Origin of the sequence: Zavarzinia sp. (assembly GCF_049306435.1) — a bacterium.
Classification (GTDB): Bacteria; Pseudomonadota; Alphaproteobacteria; order Zavarziniales; family Zavarziniaceae; genus Zavarzinia.
Genome location: NZ_JBAQRT010000343.1, coordinates 1 through 16,540 on the forward strand (window position 1 = coordinate 1; position 16,540 = coordinate 16,540).

General features: G+C 66.9%; 16 protein-coding genes. 7 read left to right on the forward strand and 9 right to left on the reverse strand.

The genetic code is table 11. From position 1 onward, the window contains the following. Positions 1-24 precede the first annotated feature (24 nt). Positions 25-1,086 carry a zinc-dependent alcohol dehydrogenase family protein gene (locus tag WAZ62_RS19875; RefSeq protein ID WP_422645273.1) on the reverse strand — a complete coding sequence of 354 codons (1,062 nt, stop codon included), beginning with the start codon at positions 1,084-1,086 and terminating at the stop codon, positions 25-27. A 12-nt stretch (positions 1,087-1,098) separates the two neighbouring features. Further along, positions 1,099-1,950, reverse strand: a complete 852-nt coding sequence (locus tag WAZ62_RS19880) for a phosphotransferase (protein ID WP_422645274.1) — start codon at positions 1,948-1,950, stop codon at positions 1,099-1,101. A gap of 145 nt (positions 1,951-2,095) precedes the next feature. On the opposite strand from WAZ62_RS19880, the gene WAZ62_RS19885 reads away from it, so the two are divergent. Both WAZ62_RS19885 and WAZ62_RS19890 read left to right on the forward strand, forming a co-directional pair. Beyond that, the gene (locus WAZ62_RS19885; RefSeq protein ID WP_422645275.1) at positions 2,096-3,466 is read left to right on the forward strand and encodes an aspartate aminotransferase family protein; all 1,371 of its coding nucleotides are present in this window, start codon (positions 2,096-2,098) and stop codon (positions 3,464-3,466) included. Between the two features lie 2 nt (positions 3,467-3,468). Then, entirely contained in the window at positions 3,469-4,866 is a 1,398-nt protein-coding gene (locus WAZ62_RS19890; RefSeq protein WP_422645276.1) for a glutamine synthetase family protein, read from the forward strand. On the opposite strand, the gene WAZ62_RS19895 is transcribed toward WAZ62_RS19890, so the two are convergent. Next, positions 4,867-5,481 carry an NAD(P)-dependent oxidoreductase gene (locus tag WAZ62_RS19895; protein WP_422645277.1) on the reverse strand — a complete coding sequence of 205 codons (615 nt, stop codon included), beginning with the start codon at positions 5,479-5,481 and terminating at the stop codon, positions 4,867-4,869. A 118-nt stretch (positions 5,482-5,599) separates the two neighbouring features. On the opposite strand from WAZ62_RS19895, the gene WAZ62_RS19900 reads away from it, so the two are divergent. From WAZ62_RS19900 to WAZ62_RS19910, 3 genes are all read left to right on the forward strand, one after another. Continuing rightward, positions 5,600-5,971, forward strand: coding sequence for a winged helix-turn-helix transcriptional regulator (locus tag WAZ62_RS19900; protein WP_422645278.1), 372 nt, complete (start codon positions 5,600-5,602; stop codon positions 5,969-5,971). A 62-nt stretch (positions 5,972-6,033) separates the two neighbouring features. Continuing rightward, complete coding sequence (locus tag WAZ62_RS19905) at positions 6,034-7,275, forward strand: surface lipoprotein assembly modifier (protein WP_422645279.1); 1,242 nt, start codon at positions 6,034-6,036, stop codon at positions 7,273-7,275. A gap of 99 nt (positions 7,276-7,374) precedes the next feature. Beyond that, on the forward strand, positions 7,375-8,427 hold the full coding sequence (locus WAZ62_RS19910; protein ID WP_422645280.1) for a transferrin-binding protein-like solute binding protein: 1,053 nt from the start codon (positions 7,375-7,377) through the stop codon (positions 8,425-8,427). Positions 8,428-8,446: 19 nt separating this feature from the next. Here WAZ62_RS19910 and WAZ62_RS19915 read toward each other — a convergent pair whose 3' ends face one another. Together WAZ62_RS19915 and arsC are read right to left on the reverse strand one after the other, a co-directional pair. After that, on the reverse strand, positions 8,447-8,761 hold the full coding sequence (locus tag WAZ62_RS19915; RefSeq protein ID WP_422645281.1) for a cupin domain-containing protein: 315 nt from the start codon (positions 8,759-8,761) through the stop codon (positions 8,447-8,449). Beyond that, positions 8,761-9,102, reverse strand: a complete 342-nt coding sequence (gene arsC, locus WAZ62_RS19920) for an arsenate reductase (glutaredoxin) (protein ID WP_422645282.1) — start codon at positions 9,100-9,102, stop codon at positions 8,761-8,763. Before arsC ends, WAZ62_RS19915 begins: the two co-directional genes overlap by 1 nt. A 119-nt stretch (positions 9,103-9,221) precedes the next feature. Between arsC and WAZ62_RS19925 the strand changes: the two genes are divergently transcribed. Continuing rightward, positions 9,222-10,346 carry a glutathione S-transferase N-terminal domain-containing protein gene (locus WAZ62_RS19925; protein ID WP_422645283.1) on the forward strand — a complete coding sequence of 375 codons (1,125 nt, stop codon included), beginning with the start codon at positions 9,222-9,224 and terminating at the stop codon, positions 10,344-10,346. Between the two features lie 6 nt (positions 10,347-10,352). Here the strand turns inward: WAZ62_RS19925 and WAZ62_RS19930 are convergent, their stop codons facing one another. The 4 genes from WAZ62_RS19930 to WAZ62_RS19945 all read right to left on the reverse strand — a co-directional run bounded on the left by WAZ62_RS19930 (position 10,353) and on the right by WAZ62_RS19945 (position 15,235). Then, positions 10,353-11,492 carry an acyl-CoA dehydrogenase family protein gene (locus tag WAZ62_RS19930; protein WP_422645284.1) on the reverse strand — a complete coding sequence of 380 codons (1,140 nt, stop codon included), beginning with the start codon at positions 11,490-11,492 and terminating at the stop codon, positions 10,353-10,355. 1 nt (position 11,493) lies between these two features. Further along, on the reverse strand, positions 11,494-12,669 hold the full coding sequence (locus WAZ62_RS19935) for an acetyl-CoA C-acyltransferase (RefSeq protein WP_422645285.1): 1,176 nt from the start codon (positions 12,667-12,669) through the stop codon (positions 11,494-11,496). A gap of 14 nt (positions 12,670-12,683) precedes the next feature. Continuing rightward, positions 12,684-13,448, reverse strand: a complete 765-nt coding sequence (locus tag WAZ62_RS19940; RefSeq protein WP_422645286.1) for a 3-hydroxyacyl-CoA dehydrogenase — start codon at positions 13,446-13,448, stop codon at positions 12,684-12,686. A 137-nt stretch (positions 13,449-13,585) separates the two neighbouring features. Then, positions 13,586-15,235, reverse strand: coding sequence for an AMP-binding protein (locus WAZ62_RS19945; RefSeq protein ID WP_422645287.1), 1,650 nt, complete (start codon positions 15,233-15,235; stop codon positions 13,586-13,588). 111 nt (positions 15,236-15,346) lie between these two features. Here WAZ62_RS19945 and WAZ62_RS19950 point away from each other — a divergent pair, with 111 nt between their 5' ends. After that, a complete protein-coding gene (locus tag WAZ62_RS19950) occupies positions 15,347-16,417 on the forward strand; it encodes an AraC family transcriptional regulator (protein ID WP_422645288.1) in 1,071 nt (356 codons plus the stop codon). The last annotated feature ends 123 nt before the right edge of the window (positions 16,418-16,540 follow it).

The following is a 16,540-nucleotide window of genomic DNA, read 5'->3' on the forward strand; positions in this document are numbered from 1 at the left end:
CTGGTCGAGGCCGCCCTCGCCGCCTCAGGGGACGAGGACGGCGGCCCCCTGTAATCGACCGCTGCGCAGGTCGCCCAGGGCCTCGTTCGCCCTGTCGAGGGGATAGGCCACGGTGGCAGCCTTCAGCGGGATCGCCGCCGCCAGCGCCATGAAGGCTTCGCCGTCCTTCCGCGTGAGGTTGGCGACCGAGCGCAGTACCCGTTCGTGCCACAGGATTTCATAGGGAAAGCTGGGGATGTCGCTCATGTGGATGCCGCCGCAAACCACCGTGCCGCCCTTGTCGACCCGCGACAGCGCGATCGGCACGAGTTCGCCCACGGGCGCGAAGATCAGCGCGGCGTCGAGTACCTCGGGCGGCGCTTCGTCCGAGCCGCCGGCCCAGACGGCGCCAAGCCCCCGGGCGAAATCCTGCGCCGCGACATCGCCCGGCCGGGTGAAGGCATGGACACGCTGACCCTTGGCGATGGCGATCTGGGCGATCAGATGGGCCGCGGCGCCGAAGCCGAAAATGCCGAGCGCCGAGGCCGGCCCCGCCATCGCCCAGGTGCGATAGCCGATCAAGCCGGCGCAAAGCAGCGGCGCGGCCGAGCGATCGTCATAGCGATCGGGAATCGCCAGGACGAAATCCGCCTCCGCCACCATTTCCTCGGCATAGCCGCCAGCGGCGGTATAGCCCGTGAAACGGGCGGTCTCGCACAGGTTTTCCTGCCCGCGCAGGCAGTAGCGGCAGGTCCCGCAGGCATGGGCGAGCCAGGGCACGCCGACCCGGTCGCCGGGGACCCAGCGGGTCACGCCCGCGCCGACCTCGATCACGCGGCCGATCACCTCGTGACCCGGCACCACGGCCCCGGCCACCGCCGGCAATTCCCCGTCGACGAGATGAAGATCGGTTCGGCACACGCCACAGGCCGACACCTTGATCCGAACCTGCCCGGGACCGAGCGGCGGCCGCGCCAGTTCGCATCGCACCAGCGGACGCCCGCGCCGCTCCGATGCCATTGCCCGAAATGTCGTCACCCGGATTCGCGCCCCCGTTGTTTTCAATACTATGCGGCAAGCCGGCCGGGGTTGCGAGACGAACCGCATTCCATTCCGGCGTCACCGTCCCGCCAGCCGGAACAGCCAGCCGCGCAGGCGCCGCAGCACCGCTTCCGCCGTGCGGTCCGCCGGAACGCCGCGCCGACGACGACAGATCTCGGCCACCAGCCAGGCAAGAATCGGCCGGGCCGCCTTGCCCGAGACGGCGCAATAATGCGCCAGATAGATTTCCGCCAGCCAGAAGCGGAAGGCCCTCTCCCCCCCGGCCAGCTGGCGGTCGTTGCCCTTGCCCAGCATCAGCCACGACAGGGTACGCGCGACATCAAGATCCGCCTCGCCCCGCCCCGCCCGCTCAAGATCGAGAATCAGGATGCGGCCGTGGTGCAGCCTCGCGTTCGCGCCGTTGAAATCGCCATGGCAGAAGGCAAGGCTTCGCTCCTCGCGCAGGATATCGCCGACCAGCGCGGCGAAGGGCGAATCGAGCCGCGACAGCAGGCTCAGGGCATGATCGAGGCTCATCTGCCGGGCCGGCCGCTGGATCACGCCCGGTGCCAAATGAAACTGATGCTGGATCTCCGCCAGCCGGCGGATCAGGCCGAAGGACCGCCAGGGTTGGCGCATCATCACCGCGCTGACATCCCGCCCGGGCACGAAGTCGCCAACGAGGCCGAAGCGCCCCGCCCATTCCCGCAGGTCATGAACCTGCCAGACCGGCAGGCCGGCGGCCATGGCCGCGCGCGTCAGATCGAATTCGTTACGGCAGGTCTCGGCCCGGAAGCGCTCGTGATAGAGTTTGAGCACGCGGCCGTCGCCCAGGTCATAGATATCGGACTTGCCGCCCGTGCCGATCTTGCCCGCGAGATCATCGGGAAGCGGTGTCGCGGCGGGTGAAGGGCGATCGTCGGTCGTCATGGCGTGCCCCCGCTATAGCACGGGGACATCGCCCCGCGCAGTCCCCTTTGCCGGTGACGCAAGGGAGGCCCCCGCAGCCGGGTCTTGCCGATACCACCCCGAGCGACGCATGATCGCCGCCCCATCCTCCCCGCAGGTTTCGCGCATGACCCCCAGCGTCGCCGGCATCGGCACCCGCCAGATCGAAGCCTGCCTCGCGGCGGAAACCGCCCGCTTCATCGACCGCAATCCCCGCTCGAGGCAGCTGGGACAGGAAGCGAAGGCGCATTTCCCCGATGGCGTGCCCATGCACTGGATGACCGACTGGGGCACGCCTTTCCCGCTCTTCGTCGCCAGGGCCAGCGGCGCCCGCCTGACCGATGTCGACGGCAACGACTACCGGGACTTCTGTCTGGGCGATACCGGCTCGATGTTCGGCCATTCGCCGGCCCCGATCATGGAGGTTCTGGCGAAACAGGGCGGCCACGGCCTGACCTATATGCTGCCGACCGAGGATGTGCCGGCCATCGGCCGCCTGCTGGCCGCGCGTTTCGGCCTGCCGCAATGGCAGGTCGCGGCGACGGCGACCGACGCCAACCGCTTCGCCCTGCGCTGGGCGCGGGCGATCACCGGCCGGCCCAGGATCCTGGTCTTCAACGGCTGCTATCACGGCACGGTGGACGAGACTTTCGTCCGTCTGCGGGACGGCAAGGTCATTCACCGCCCCGGGCTGCTGGGCCAGGTCGCAGACCTGACGCAAACGGCCGCCGTCGTGGAATTCAACGACCTGCCGGCGCTGGAAGCCGCCCTTGCCCAGGGCGATGTCGCCTGCGTGATCACCGAACCCGCGCTGACCAATATCGGCATGGTCCTGCCGGCGGACGGCTTCCTCGACGGTGTCCAGGCCGCCTGCAAGCGGACCGGCACCCTGTTGCTGATCGACGAGACCCATACGATTTCGACCGGCCCCGGCGGCTGGACCCGCAAGCACGATCTGTCGCCCGATTTCTTCGTCGTCGGCAAGGCCATCGCCGGTGGCGTGCCCTGCGCCGTCTGGGGCTTCACCGACGAGGTCGCCGCCGCCATGAAGGTGGCCCGGGCCAAGGCCGGCCCCGGCCATTCGGGCATGGGCACCACCCTGTCGGCCAATGCCCTCGCCTTGCGCGCGCTGCGGGCCAATCTCGAACAGGTCATGACCGATGCCGCCTATGACCATATGCTGGCCATGTCGGCGCGGCTGGCGGGGGGTATCCGCGCCGTGATCGCCGGGAACAGCCTGCCCTGGCATGTCTCGGCGGTGGGGGCGCGGGCGGAATTCGTCTGCGGCCCGGTGCCGCCCCGCAATGGCGCCGAGGCGGCCACATCGATGCATGGCGACCTCGAGGCCGCGATCCATCTCTATCTGATGAACCGGGGCTTCCTCATCGCCCCGTTCCACAATATGACCCTGACCTGTCCCGCGACCACGGCCGAGGATGTCGACGCCCTGGTCGCCTGCATCGCCGCCGCCTGCGGCGCCTTGCTTGCCGGAGCCTGATCTTGTCCTTCACCCATCCCGCCGCCCCCCACCCCGCAGCGACCGACGGCGCCGAAGCCGTCGCCTTCTTCGCCGCCAACCCGGATATCGAGGCGGTCCAACTGGTGCTGACCGATACCAGCGGCGTTGCCCGCGGCAAGACCGTGCGCCGCCACGAGCTGGCCTCGGTCTATACCAACGGCCGGCCCCTGCCCTGTTCCATCCTCGGCCTCGACGTCACCGGCGCCGATGTCGACGAAACCGGCCTCGTCTGGGAGGAAGGCGACGCCGACCGTCTGGCCTTCCCGGTGCCCGGCACCCTGCGCCGCGCGCCCTGGCTGCCCGTGCCCACCGCCCAGGTGATCCTGTCGGTCTGGCACCTGGACGGCCGGCCCGAGGAGGCGGACCCGCGCCATGCCCTCGCCCGGGTGGTGAAGCGTTACGAGGCGCTGGGCCTCACGCCCGTCGTCGCCGCCGAGCTGGAATTCTATGTCGTCGACCCGGAGATCGGCGCCGATGGCATGATCAAGCTGGCCAAGTCGCCGCTGACCGGCCAGCGGCTGGTGACGACGCAGGTTTACGAGCTGAACGCGCTGGAAGAATTCGGCGCCTTCCTGACCGAGCTTCAGGCGGCGGCCGATGCGCAGGCCCTGCCGGCGGAAACCGCGATCAGCGAATTCGCCCCCGGCCAGTTCGAAATCACCCTGCGCCACCAGCCCGACGCGATGAAGGCGATCGACGAGGCGATCTTCTTCAAGCGCACCATTCGCGGTGTCGCCCAGAAGCACAATCTTATCGCCACCTTCATGGCCAAGCCCTTCACAGGGCGCACCGGCTCGGGGCTGCATCTTCATTTCTCGATGAACGACGAGAGCGGCCGCAACGCCTATGCCAGCGAGGAAGAACGCGGACCCGCGATCATGCAGAGCGCCATCGCCGGCCTGATCGAGACCATGCACGAGGCAACGGCGATCTTCGCCCCGGGCGCCAATTCCTACCGCCGCTTCCGCCTCGGCTCCTACGCCCCGATCGCGCCCTGCTGGGGCGTCAACAACCGCTCGGTCTCGGTCCGGGTGCCGATTGGCCCCGCCAACAGCCGGCATATCGAACACCGGGTCTGCGGCGCCGACGCCAATCCCTATCTGGCGCTGGCCGCCGTCCTCGCCGGGGCCCATCACGGCATGGTCAACAAGCTGACGCCGCCCGCCATCATCGAGCGGGACGGCTACGCCGAAACCGCCGACCGCCTGCCGACCCAATGGGCGGATTCGATCGCGATCTTCGAGCGGTCGGCCCTGATGCGGGATTACCTCGGCGCGCGCTACGCCGAGGTCTTCACCGCGATCAAGAAGGCGGAACTCGACCGCTTCTACGCCCAGGTCTCGGCGCTCGACTACGTCTGGTACCTGCGCAACGCCTGATCAGTAGCCGACGGTGAAGCGCCGACGCACATGCTTCGGCGCTTCGATCTCGTCGACGAGGGCGATGGCGAAATCGGCGAAGGAGATCGAGCTGTTGCCATCGGCCGCCACCAGCAGACCGTCCCCGCCAAGACGGAACTTGCCCGTGCGCGGGCCGTCGAAGAACAGCGCCGAGGGGGAGAGGAAGCTCCACTCCAACCCCTTCTCCGCCTTCAGAAGCTCAAGGAAAGCCGCGCCCTTCAGGGCCTCGCCCTTGTAGAGTTCCGGAAATTCCGGCGTGTCGACGACCCGAAGCCCCGGTGCCGCCTCGAGGCTGCCAGCCCCGCCGACGACATAATAGCGCTTCACCCCGGCGGCCTTCACCGCACCGATCAGCGTTTCCGCGTCGCTGGCGAGGAAATGCACCGCCGAAATCACGATGTCGTGGCCTTTCAGCGCCTCGGCCAGGGCCTTGCCATCGTTGGCATCGACCGACAGCGGCCTGACACCGCTGAGAGCGGCAATCTTCGACGTGTCCCGGGCAATCGCCGTGACCGCATGGCCACGGGCAACCAGTTCCGCGAGAATTTTCGAGCCGGCATTGCCGGAGGCACCGATCAGCGCAATCTTTGACATGACAGGCTTCCTTCCATCAGTTAGTTTCAGATGGAAACCAGATGCCACCTTGAAAGCTGCTTGTGAAGAAGGCACTTTTCAGTCATCAGGTTACCCTGACGAAACCCGGACCCATGCCATGGACCAACCCGACGCCTTCAGCGCCCAATGCCCGACGCGGCAGATCCTCGACCGGATCGCCGACAAATGGACCGTGCTGCTCCTCGGCCTGCTGGCGAGCCGCACCATGCGCTTCAACGAACTCCGCCGGGGTATCGACGGCCTGTCGCAGAAGGTCCTGTCCCAAACCCTGAAGAGCCTGGAACGCGACGGCCTGGTCACCCGCGCGGCCTATCCGACCGTGCCGGTCACGGTCGAATATGCCATCACCGATCTCGGCCGGACGCTGGCGGCGACCCTGGAGCCGCTGCGTCTATGGGCGGAGGGCCATATGGAAGCGGTGGAGAAGGCAAGAATTGATTTCGACCAGCGGCAGCAGGCGGCGGCGTGACGCCACCGAGGCGTTGATCTAGACTGCCCCCATCGCGATTCCGGCGCGACCGGGGGGAAAGAATGTCGCTGTTTCCGCGCCTCGCCGGTGGGGTGTTCCTGATCCTCGGCCTGGCTTCTTCCCTGCCCGCCATAGCGCAGGAGCCAGCGGCATCATCCGCGCCGACGGCGGAACAACTGCGCACCGAGACCGAATTCCGTCAGGGCCTGCAGGCCGTCGCCGCCGGTGACTATGTCGGCGCCATCGCGATCTTCGACGCGATCCTGGTCCGTGATCCTGGCCTTGTCCGCGTCCGGCTGGAATTGGCCCGGGCACTGTTTCTCGCGGGCGATCAGGACGAACGCGCCCGCTTCCAGTTCGAGCGGGTGATGTCCGCCGACCTACCCCAGGCCGTGCAGGACAATATCGGCAAATTCCTGTCGGCCATCCGCAAGCGCCGGCTCTGGACCCTGTCGGCCGAATTCGCCATCGTGCCCGACAGCAACATCAATGGCGGCGCCGAAAGCCGGGAAGTCAATCTCGGCGGCCTGTCCTATTACCTCAACGAATCGTCGGTGAAGAAATCGGGGACCGGCCTGTTGACCGCGGTCAGGGGCACATATCGCTTCGCCGACGAAGGCCGCTGGCGCATCCAGACCGGGGGCGGCCTCACGCAGCGCTCCTATGAGGACAGCGAATACGACGACACGATCCTGAATTTCTCCGCCGGACCGCGCTACCTTCTCGACCGGGGGGAAATCGGCTTCGGTCTGAGCGGCTATTACCGCTGGTATGGCCTCGACCCCTATACCCTCTTCATGGGCATGCAGGTCGACGGCAATTATCTGCTGTCGAAACAGGTCAAATTGGAAGCCGCGCTGCGCCTCGGGCAGGTCACCAGCCAGGCCGATCCGGGCCGCGAAGGCGCCTCGAGCGATGGCTCGATCACGCTGCGCTACGCGGTGCGGCCCGACCTCCTGCTCTACAGCTCGCTCGATGCCCGGCGCGATGCCTTCGACAACGACCTGCTCGCCAATGATGGGGCCGGTGTCTCCGTCGGGGTCTACGGCGACCTGCCGTGGGGCTTCTCGGCCGGCGCTTCGGCCCGGCTTGGCAAGACCTGGTTCGAGGGCTTTTCGGACTTCTTCCAGACGACGCGCCGCGACGAGAACCGGCAATATGGCTTCAGCCTGCTGAACCGCAGCCTGATCTTCTGGCAGACAACGCCAAGCTTTCGCTACACCCATGTCGAGAATTCCTCGAACGTCGACATCTACACCTACGACCGCGACATTTTCCAGATCGGCCTGACGAAGGAGTTCTGAATTTTCGCGCGAAGGCTGCGCTGTGTCATTTATCCGGCATCGGAAAGGCGATATCTTCCCTTGGTTGAATATCTTGAGGCGTAAGGACAGGGGGATAGGATGAGCAGAACAGCCTGGAACACCTTGGCCGCGTTGGCGACCATGGGTCTCGCGGCCTGCGGTGGGGGCGGTGGCGACGGTGGCGGTGGCGGCGGAACCCCGCCGGTCGGCACGATCACATCTTTCCGGAGCATCATCACGCCCTTGGCGAGCGTCGATGCGACGGAACTGGCGGTCGGCAGTTTCGGCGGCACATTGCCCGGTGCCGCGCCAGCTCTAAGGGTTGCCAGCGACTCCCCCTTCCTCTTCTCCACCGCCTATTTCCAAGGCAGCAACACCCCGGACAGCCTGGTCCTGCAATGGAGCGAGCCGCTGGAAGATGGCCGCGAACACGCCATCAGGGCCCGCTTCCTTCACTGGGAGAATCTGTCGAGCCTCGCTTCGGGCCTGCGCCTCGGTTACACGGACGTCGCGGACCTCCGCGGCTTTCGCGCCAGCGAATACGACCGGCCGGAAGGCGCACAGCTGGTGGGCGTTTTCTTTGACGGCTCGGGCACGGTCGCCCTCAGCTACACCAGCTTTGGCTATTGGTCGTTCTTCGATACTTTCACCGATGGATCCGACCAGTTCATCGCCTCGGGCGGCGTCTCGATCGGCGAGGTCAGCCCCGATCTGAACACGATCGCCAGCCTGCCGGCCACCGCGACCTACACCGGTATCACGGTTGGCTCGACTGTGGCGACCGATGCCAATCTCTCCCTTGCCCTTGCCGGCAAGATTGCGCTGACCGCCAATTTCGAGACCGACCGGCTGTCGGCGACGATCTCGGACATCAAATTCTACGATGGCGAGACTGTCCACCCGACCGAACCCGGGGACACCATCGGCTTCAGCGGCGCCACCATCACGCCCGCCGGCGCCAGCTTCTATGGTGACACCGGAAATGGCATGGCGGTCATGATGGGGACCGAAACCCTCGACGGCAGCGGTGCCCTGGCCGGCCATTTCTACGGCCTAAATGCCGAAGAAGTCGGCGGCACCTGGGGCATCGTCGAAAACGATCCGGAGCTGGGCGCGATCCACACCTCGGGCTCCTTCGGCGCGAAGCGCTGAATACCCGGCCGGGGTTGGTTCAGACCGATCCCGGCTGCTCGACGACGAGGATGCGGGCGGGTCCCACGGGGTGGGCGACATGTTCCGCCCCGATGCCGGCATGGGCGATATCGCCCGCCTTCATGCGCGTTACGCGCTCGATCCCCTGCCCGTCCTTCCAATGCATGTCGACCGTGCCGTCGAGGACGACGAAGACTTCCTCGCCGTCGTTCACGTGCCAGACGTAAGGCTTGTCGGTCCAGTGCAGGCGCACCGTCGCCGCCTCGAAACGGGTGATGTCGAGGGCGCCCCACGGCCGGTCGGCGGTGAAATCCCGCGGATCGATGAAGCGCATCACAGCAGGTCTTTCACCGTCTCGGGCGGGCGGGTGGCCTTGCCGCCCTTCGGTGTCGTCACGATCGGGCGATTCAGCAGGATGGGATGGGCGGCGATCGCGTCGAGAATGGCGTCGTCGGAGGCCCCGGCCAGCTTCATTTCCTTCGCCAGCGGCTCCTTGGCGCGCAGCAGGTCGCGGGCGGACAGGCCCCTGGTCGCGGCGAGCTTGGCCAGATCGGCCCGGCTGGGCGGCGTCTTCAGATAGTCGATCACGAGGGGGTCCACGCCGGCATCGCGGATGAGCTGAAGGGTGCTGCGCGATGTGCTGCATTTCGGATTGTGATAGATTGTCACCGTCATGATCGGGTCCTGGAATCGCTGTTGGCGGCGAGAATAGCACCGCCAGCCGCCCCCCGCGTCATGTCGCGGAACATCACCGGACGGCAAAGCACCGTCCGGGACCGAGGAGAGAAACACCCATGCCCGCCCTGCAGCTTTATGGCGCCCCCTGCTCGCTTTACACCGCCAAGGTCCGTTCCGCCCTGCGCAAGCAGCGCGTGACCTTCCGTGAATATTTCGCCAGCCATCCCGAATACCGCGAGCGCATCCTGCCGGCGGCGCAGAACCAGCGCATCCCCGTGGTCGAATTCCCGGACGGTACGATCGTGCAGGATTCGGCGGAAATCCTCGATCACATGGCCAGTCTCGGCTTGCTGGGCGCCGCGCCCTCGGGGGCCCTCCGCGTGGTCGAACTCTTCGTCGAGGCTTACGCCGACCGGGCCATGCTGCGCCCGGCCATGCATTACCGCTGGAACTTCCGGGCGGAGAACGAAGCCTTCATCATCGGCGAATTCGCCCGGCTGGTGGCCCGGGGCGATACCGCCAAGGGTCTCGATACCGGGCGGATGCTGGCCGGGCGCATGGCCGCCTATCTGCCGCCCCTCGGCATCACGGAAAGCTCGATTCCCGCGATCGAGGCGCAATATCTCGCCCTGCTCGACCGTCTGGACCGGCATTTCTCGGCGGCGCCCTATCTCCTCGGCGGCAGTCCGTCGCGGGCGGATTACGGTCTGATGGGGCCGCTGCACGCCCACCTTGGCCGCGATCCGTTTCCGGCCGCGCTGATGCAGTCGAAGGCGCCCCTCGTCTATCGCTGGACGGAACGGATGAACGCGGGCGAAGACACATCGCCCGAATTTCCGGACACCGCGCCCGGATTTGCCGCGAGCGATACGCTGCGCGCCGTGCTCGATCTGATGGCGGAGGAATTCGGGCCGGAGCTGCGCGAAACCCTGACCCTCTTCGCCGCCTGGGCAAGCGAGAACGCGGACCTGCCCGCCGGCAGCCCGGTCTCGCCCAAGGGCGTGGATCAGCCGAGCTTCGGTCCCATCCGCTTCGAGATCCAGGGCACCACCATCGAGGTCATGTCCGCCGGCCATTCCCTGTGGATGCTGCAGCGGGTGCAGGATGCCTTCGCCGCCCTGACCGAGGCGGAAAAGGCCGAGGCGCGGAACCTCTTGTCGGCCGGCGGCGTCGCTGCCCTGCTCGACGAAAAAATGCCCCGGCGGCTGGGCCGCCAGGGCAACAAGTTGAGCGTCGCGTAGGGAGATTCAAAGGCTTCGGGCGATCACCATGCGCTGAACGTCCGAGGTGCCCTCGTAGATCTGGCAGACCCGGACGTCGCGATAGATCCGCTCCACCGGGTAATCCGCCAGGTAACCATAGCCGCCCAGGGTCTGGATGGCGACGGAACAGACCCGCTCCGCCATTTCCGACGCGAAGAGCTTGGCCTGGCTTGCCTCGATCAGGCAGGGCAGGCCGGCTTCGCGCAGGCGCGCGGCGCGGTGCACCATGAGGCGCGCGGCTTCGATCTGGGTCGCCATGTCGGCGAGCCGGAAGCCCACGGCCTGATGGTTCATGATCGGCTGGCCGAAGGTGACGCGCTCCTTGGCATAGGCGACGGCGTAATCGAAGGCCGCGCGGGCCATGCCGACCGATTGCGCGGCGATGCCGATACGCCCGCCTTCGAGGTTGGAGAGGGCGATCCTGTAGCCCTCCCCCTCCTTGCCGAGCAGATTCTCGGCCGGCAGGCGCAGATCCTCGAAGATGATCTGGCAGGTATCGGAAGCGTGCTGGCCCAGCTTGTCCTCGACCCGGGCGACCTTGTAACCCGGGGTGTCGGTCGGCACGATGAAGGCGGAAATACCCTTCTTGCCGGCGGCGGGATCGGTCACGGCGAAGACGATGGCGACCTTGGCGTTCTTGCCCGAGGTGATGAACTGCTTGGTGCCGTTCAGCACATAATGGCTGTTGCCGTCCTTGGTCGCGCGGGTCTTCAGGTCGGCGGCGTCGGAGCCGGCCTGGGGTTCGGTCAGCATGAAGGCGCCGATGGCCTTGCCGGCGGCCATGTCGGGGAGATATTTCGCCTTCTGCGCCTCATTGCCGAACTTCAGGATCGGCAGGCAGCCAACGGAATTATGCACGCTCATGATGGTCGAGAGCGCGCCGCAGCCCGCCGCGATCTCTTCCAGCGCCATGGCATAGGCGAGGTTGCCGGTGTCCGAGCCGCCCCATTCCTCGGGCACGACCATGCCGAAGAAGCCGAGCTCGCCCATTTCGGCGACGGCCTCTGCCGGGAATTCGTGGTTGCGGTCCCAGTCGCCGGCGAAGGGCGCCAGACGCTCCGCGGCGAAGGAACGTGCCGCGTCGCGAATCTGGACCTGTTCCTCGGTGTAACCGAAGTCGCTCATGTCAGTGCACCAGCTCGACGGCAAGGGCGGTGGCTTCGCCGCCGCCGATGCAGAGCGAGGCGACGCCGCGCTTCAGGCCGTATTTCTCGAGCGCGGCCAGCAGCGTGACCAGGATGCGCGCGCCCGAGGCACCGATGGGATGGCCGAGGGCGCAGGCGCCGCCGTGGATATTCACCGCCGCCGGATCGAGGCCAAGCTCGCGGATCGCCGCCATGGCGACGACGGCGAAGGCTTCGTTGATCTCGTAGAGGTCGACATCCTTCTTGGTCCAGCCGGTCTTGGCGAACAGTTTCTCGATCGAGCCGATGGGCGCGGTCGGGAACAGGCTGGGCTTGTCGGCATGGGTGGCGTGGCCCCGGATGACGGCGATGGGGGTAAGGCCCCGCTTTTCCGCTTCCGAGCGCTTCATCAGGACGAGCGCGGCGGCACCGTCCGAGATGGAGGAGGAATTGGCGGCGGTCACCGTGCCGCCCTCGCGGAAGGCGGGCTTCAGGGTCGGGATCTTGTCCATCCGGGCCTTGGGCGGCTGCTCGTCGCTCGAAACCTCGCCGCCCTTCTTCAGGGTAACGGCGACGATCTCCTTGACGAAGGAGCCGTCCTTGATCGCCGTCTGGGCCTTGGTCAGGGAGGCGATGGCATAGGCATCCTGGGCCTCGCGGCTGAACTGGAAGCTCTGGGCGCAATCCTCGGCGAAGGTGCCCATCAGGCGGCCCTTGTCATAGGCGTCCTCGAGGCCGTCGAGGAACATATGGTCCATGACCCTTCCATGGCCCATGCGATAGCCGCCCCGCGCCTTGTCGAGGAGATAGGGCGCGTTGGTCATGCTCTCCATGCCGCCCGCGACGGCGACATTGGCGGAGCCGGCGAGGATCAGGTCATGGGCGAACATCGCCGCCTTCATGCCCGAGCCGCACATCTTGTTGACCGTGGTCGCGCCCGCGCCCAGCGGCAAGCCCGCGCCCAGCGCGGCCTGACGGGCCGGCGCCTGGCCCTGGCCGGCGGGCAGCACGCAGCCGAAAACGATCTCCTCGACCGCATCCGGCGACAGGCCGGCGCGGGAAAGCGCGCCCGTGATCGCGGTCGCACCGAGCTGCGAGGCGGTGAAATCCTTCAGGTCGCCCTGAAATCCCCCCATGGGGGTACGCGCGGCACCGACGATGACGATGGGATCTTCCATGATGCCTCTCCTTGTTACTTGGCGGCCATGCGAAGCGCGCCGTCGAGACGGATCACTTCGCCGTTCAACATGCGGTTCTCGGCGATATGCTTGACCAGCGCGGCGAATTCCTCCGGATAGCCGAGGCGGGAGGGGAACGGCACGAGCTTGCCGAGAGACTCCTTCACCTCCTGCGGCATCCCCGCCATCATCGGGGTCTCGAAGGTGCCGGGCGCGATCGAGACGACGCGGATGCCGGTGCGGGCCAACTCGCGCGCGATCGGCAGGGTCATGCCGACCACGCCGCCCTTGGACGCCGCATAGGCCGCCTGGCCGATCTGGCCGTCGTAAGCCGCGATCGAGGCGGTATTGACGATCACGCCCCGCTCGCCATCCTCGCCCGGCTCGTTCTTCGCCATGGCGAAGGCGGCGACGCGCAGCATGTTGAAGGCGCCGATCAGGTTGACGTTGATCACCTTGGCGAAACTGTCGAGCCTGTGGGGCGCGTCGCGCCCGACGACCTTCTCGCCGATGACGATGCCGGCGCAATTGGCGAGGCCATGCACGGCGCCGAATTTCGCGATCGCCGCATCGACCGCACTTTGCGCGTCGTCGGCGCTGGTGACGTCGGTCTTCACGAAAATGGCGTTGGGGCCAAGGCCCTCGGCGACCGAGGCTCCATTCGGATTGACATCGACGAGGACGGCGTTGCCGCCGGCCGAAACGACCATCCGCGCGGTCGCGAGGCCGAGGCCCGAAGCGCCGCCGGTAACGATGAAGGTCTTGCCCGTGATCTGCACGTCAGGCTCCTGAAGAATTTAAGTCTATCGCTTTTATCGTCGTCCCGGCGCAGGCCGGGACCTCGAGACGAAGGGGCACCTGGCGTCCCTCCCGCGAGATCCCAGGCTTCACCGGGATGACGCGGGAGGGAGCGAAATCAGGCCGCCGAGGCGTCCTTGGTCTTGGCCACTTCCTGGTTGCGCAGGATGAAACGCTGGACCTTGCCGCTGGGGGTCTTGGGCAGGTCGGTCACGAATTCGATCTCGCGCGGGAATGAATGGGTCGACAGGCGCTTGCGGACATATTGCTGCAGTTCCTCGGCCAGCTGGTCCGACGGCTCGAAGCCCTTGGACAGGACGACGAAGGCCTTCACGATCTCGGTCCGCTCCGGGTCGGGCTTGCCGACCACGGCGGCTTCGATCACGGCGGGATGTTCGATCAACGCGCTTTCGACATCGAAGGGGCCGATGCGATAGCCGGCGGAGGTGATGATATCGTCCGACCGGCCGACGAAGCTGACCGAGCCGTCGTCGTTCAGCTCGACCGTGTCGCCGGTCAGGTAGTAATTGCCGACGAAGCTGGGGGTCTCGCGGTTCAGGTAGCCGGGGAACCAGAACAGCGGCGACTTGCTGCGGTCGATGGCGAGAATGCCGGGCTTGCCGACCGGCAGTTCTTCCTGGCCCTCGGGATCGACGACGACGGCATGATAGCCGGGCATCGACAGGCCGGCGGAACCCATGCGGATCGGATGCTCGATGCCATGGTGGTTGTTGACCACCATGCCGAGTTCGGTCTGTCCGTAATGATCGTTGATCGGCGCCGCCAGATGCTCGGCGAACCAGCGGATGACCTCGGGGTTCAACGGCTCGCCGGCGGAGGAGACGGCGCGCAGCTGGCCCTTGATCGGCGCGGCGGCTTCCGGCCCGGCCGCGATCAGCAGGCGGTAGGCGGTGGGCGAGCCGGCCAGATTGGTGATGCCCAGCTTCTTGATCAGGCCATAGGTCGATTCGACGGTGAAGGAGCCGTCGTAGAACATGGTCGTATGGCCGAGCAGCAGGGGGCCGGTGACGGCATAGTAGAGACCATAGGCCCAGCCCGGATCGGCGATGTTCCAGAAGATGTCTTCGGGCAGCAGCTCGACCGCGTCGCACATGTAGACGCCGAAAGACAGCAGCGCCTTCAGCGGCACCGGCACGCCCTTGGGCAGGCCCGTGGTGCCCGAGGTGAACATTAGGAGGAAGGCATCGTCGGGGCCGCGCAGCACCGGCTCGAAGCTGGCCGGCTGCTTCGCCAGTTCCGCCTCGAAATTCAGGTCGCCGGCCGGCACGTCCTTGCCCACGGTCAGGACCGGCGGGCAATCGGGCACATCGTCGAGCTTCGAGCGATTGCCGAGGTCGGTGACGACGAAGCGGCTTTCCGCCGTCTTCACCCGGTGCTCGATCGCCTTGGAGCCGAAGGCGGTGAACAGCGGCTGGTAGACGCAGCCGGCCCGCCAGGTGCCGAGGATGGTGACGAGAAGCTCCGGCGTCCGAGGCAGCAGGCCCGAGACGCGGTCGCCGGGCTTGGCACCGTTGGCGACCAGGAAATTGGCGAATTTGGCCGACAGGTCGCGCAGCTGCTCGAACGTATAGTCGGCGCTGCCGCCGTCCTTGCTCTCGTAATGCAGGGCGATCCTGCCGCCTTCCGCATGGGCGTCGCAGCATTCGACGCAAGCGTTCAGGCCGCCGGCGAGGCTACCCTTCAACAGCTCTTTTTCGAGCGCGGCGACGGAAAACCCGGCAATGACGGAATCATAGGTACGCTTCATCGGCGCATCTCCCTTGGCTTGTTCCGGCCCTCGGCCTTTGGCGAACGGGTTAAGCCCATTGCGCGACGGCTACAATGGCAGCAGGCTCCAAATTCGACGACGGAATTTGCCATGTCGAACAAGGGGGAACGGCCCGGGGCCATGATGCAGCGCGGCACGATATCGGTTCATCTGGTCGAGGAGGCGCTGGTGGTCGCCCGCGGGCGGGGCCTCGATGTCGATGCCGTCCTGGCCGCATCCGGCATCTCCCCGGCCCTGCTCGCCGATGAGGAAGCCCGGGTGCCGGCCAGCTATTACGCCGCGCTGTGGCTGCAGCTGGCGCGGGCGATGAACTGCGAATTCTTCGGCATGGACCACCACCCCATGCGGCCTGGCAGTTTCGCCCTGATGGCGCGCAGCGCGCATGGCGCCGAAACCGTGGGCCAGGCGTTGCGCCGGGCCCTGCGCTTCATCTCGCTGATCCTCGACGATTTCCAGCCCCGGCTGGTGCGGGAGGGCGAGCGGGCCTCGATCACCCTCGCCGAGACCGGAGCACCGCTGCGGGCTTTCACCTATTGCACCTTCTGGCTGGTCACCCACGGCCTGACCTGCTGGCTGGCCGGCCGGCGCATCCCGGTGACGGCGGCGGAATTCCGCTGCGCCGAGCCGCCCTATATCGACGACTATCGCACCCTCTTTACCCACGACCTGCGCTTTGGCCGCGCCCGCACCCGGCTGGAATTCGACGCGGCGACCCTCGATCTGCCGGTGAAGCGCAGCGAGGCCGAGTTGAAGAGCTTCCTGCGCCGCGCGCCCGCCAACATCCTGGTCAAATACCGCTCCAACGACAGCCTGACGGTTCATATCCGCCGCAGCCTGCGCCGTGTCGCGGTCGCGGAATGGCCGGATTTCGACAGTCTGGCGGCGGGACTTCACATGTCCCCTTCGACCCTGCGCCGCCGGCTCGACGGTGAAGGACAGAATTATCAGGCGATCAAGGACTCGCTGCGGCGCGATCTCGCCATCCGCTGCCTGACCGACAGCGGCAACAGCGTGGCCGACATCGCCGAGCGGCTGGGCTTCGCCGATCCCAGTTCGTTCCATCGCGCCTTCAAGAAATGGACGGGAATGCTGCCCGGCGAATTCAGGCGCGGGGCAACCGCGGAAAAGCCGTCCCAGACCGACAAGGGCGAGGCGGCGTGACCACCCCCGCCACGCGATTCGTCGCATGGCGACCACGCCCCATCCCTTCCGCCTTAACCTGTCCTTAAAGGTATGACCGCAACTCTTCTGCCGTAGCCACTCCTGGCGCAGGCCCGGGCGCCG

Excerpts from the sequence above, each read along its gene's own strand:
- WAZ62_RS19910 (WP_422645280.1), top strand. The coding sequence starts at position 7,375 with ATGAGCAGAACAGCCTGGAACACCTTGGCCGCGTTGGCGACCATGGGT.
- WAZ62_RS19935 (WP_422645285.1), bottom strand. The coding sequence starts at position 12,669 with ATGGAAGATCCCATCGTCATCGTCGGTGCCGCGCGTACCCCCATGGGG.
- WAZ62_RS19900 (WP_422645278.1), top strand. The coding sequence starts at position 5,600 with ATGGACCAACCCGACGCCTTCAGCGCCCAATGCCCGACGCGGCAGATC.
- WAZ62_RS19915 (WP_422645281.1), bottom strand. The coding sequence starts at position 8,761 with ATGCGCTTCATCGATCCGCGGGATTTCACCGCCGACCGGCCGTGGGGC.
- WAZ62_RS19950 (WP_422645288.1), top strand. The coding sequence starts at position 15,347 with ATGTCGAACAAGGGGGAACGGCCCGGGGCCATGATGCAGCGCGGCACG.
- WAZ62_RS19925 (WP_422645283.1), top strand. The coding sequence starts at position 9,222 with ATGCCCGCCCTGCAGCTTTATGGCGCCCCCTGCTCGCTTTACACCGCC.
- WAZ62_RS19880 (WP_422645274.1), bottom strand. The coding sequence starts at position 1,950 with ATGACGACCGACGATCGCCCTTCACCCGCCGCGACACCGCTTCCCGAT.
- arsC (WP_422645282.1), bottom strand. The coding sequence starts at position 9,102 with ATGACGGTGACAATCTATCACAATCCGAAATGCAGCACATCGCGCAGC.
- WAZ62_RS19930 (WP_422645284.1), bottom strand. The coding sequence starts at position 11,492 with ATGAGCGACTTCGGTTACACCGAGGAACAGGTCCAGATTCGCGACGCG.
- WAZ62_RS19885 (WP_422645275.1), top strand. The coding sequence starts at position 2,096 with ATGACCCCCAGCGTCGCCGGCATCGGCACCCGCCAGATCGAAGCCTGC.
- WAZ62_RS19945 (WP_422645287.1), bottom strand. The coding sequence starts at position 15,235 with ATGAAGCGTACCTATGATTCCGTCATTGCCGGGTTTTCCGTCGCCGCG.
- WAZ62_RS19905 (WP_422645279.1), top strand. The coding sequence starts at position 6,034 with ATGTCGCTGTTTCCGCGCCTCGCCGGTGGGGTGTTCCTGATCCTCGGC.
- WAZ62_RS19895 (WP_422645277.1), bottom strand. The coding sequence starts at position 5,481 with ATGTCAAAGATTGCGCTGATCGGTGCCTCCGGCAATGCCGGCTCGAAA.
- WAZ62_RS19875 (WP_422645273.1), bottom strand. The coding sequence starts at position 1,086 with ATGCGGTTCGTCTCGCAACCCCGGCCGGCTTGCCGCATAGTATTGAAA.